Raw genomic sequence first — 249 nt, forward strand, 5'->3', positions numbered from 1 at the left:
ACGAATTATCCTTTTACTTTTGATGTAAATGATTATGGGGATGATTTTGGGTTAACGGCTAAGCTATCCGATCGGGGTATCGATCCTTCGGCTGTCGTATCCTACATGCAGGAAGCATTAAGGGTATTGTTGGAACATATCGATAAGGGATCGACAACCAGTGTTAATGAACTGTCCATTGTACCCAAAGAAGAAAGACATCAGTTGTTGGAAGTGTTCAACGATACGGCAGTTAGTTATTCAACGGAC

General features: G+C 41.4%; 1 protein-coding gene. It reads left to right on the forward strand.

Annotated elements, in window-relative coordinates:
- Nucleotides 1-249: hypothetical protein (locus AC04NP_RS30870; RefSeq protein ID WP_482863992.1), on the forward strand; the 249-nt coding region annotated here is incomplete at both ends.

It is taken from the genome of Agaribacillus sp. DX54, from assembly GCF_056858335.1.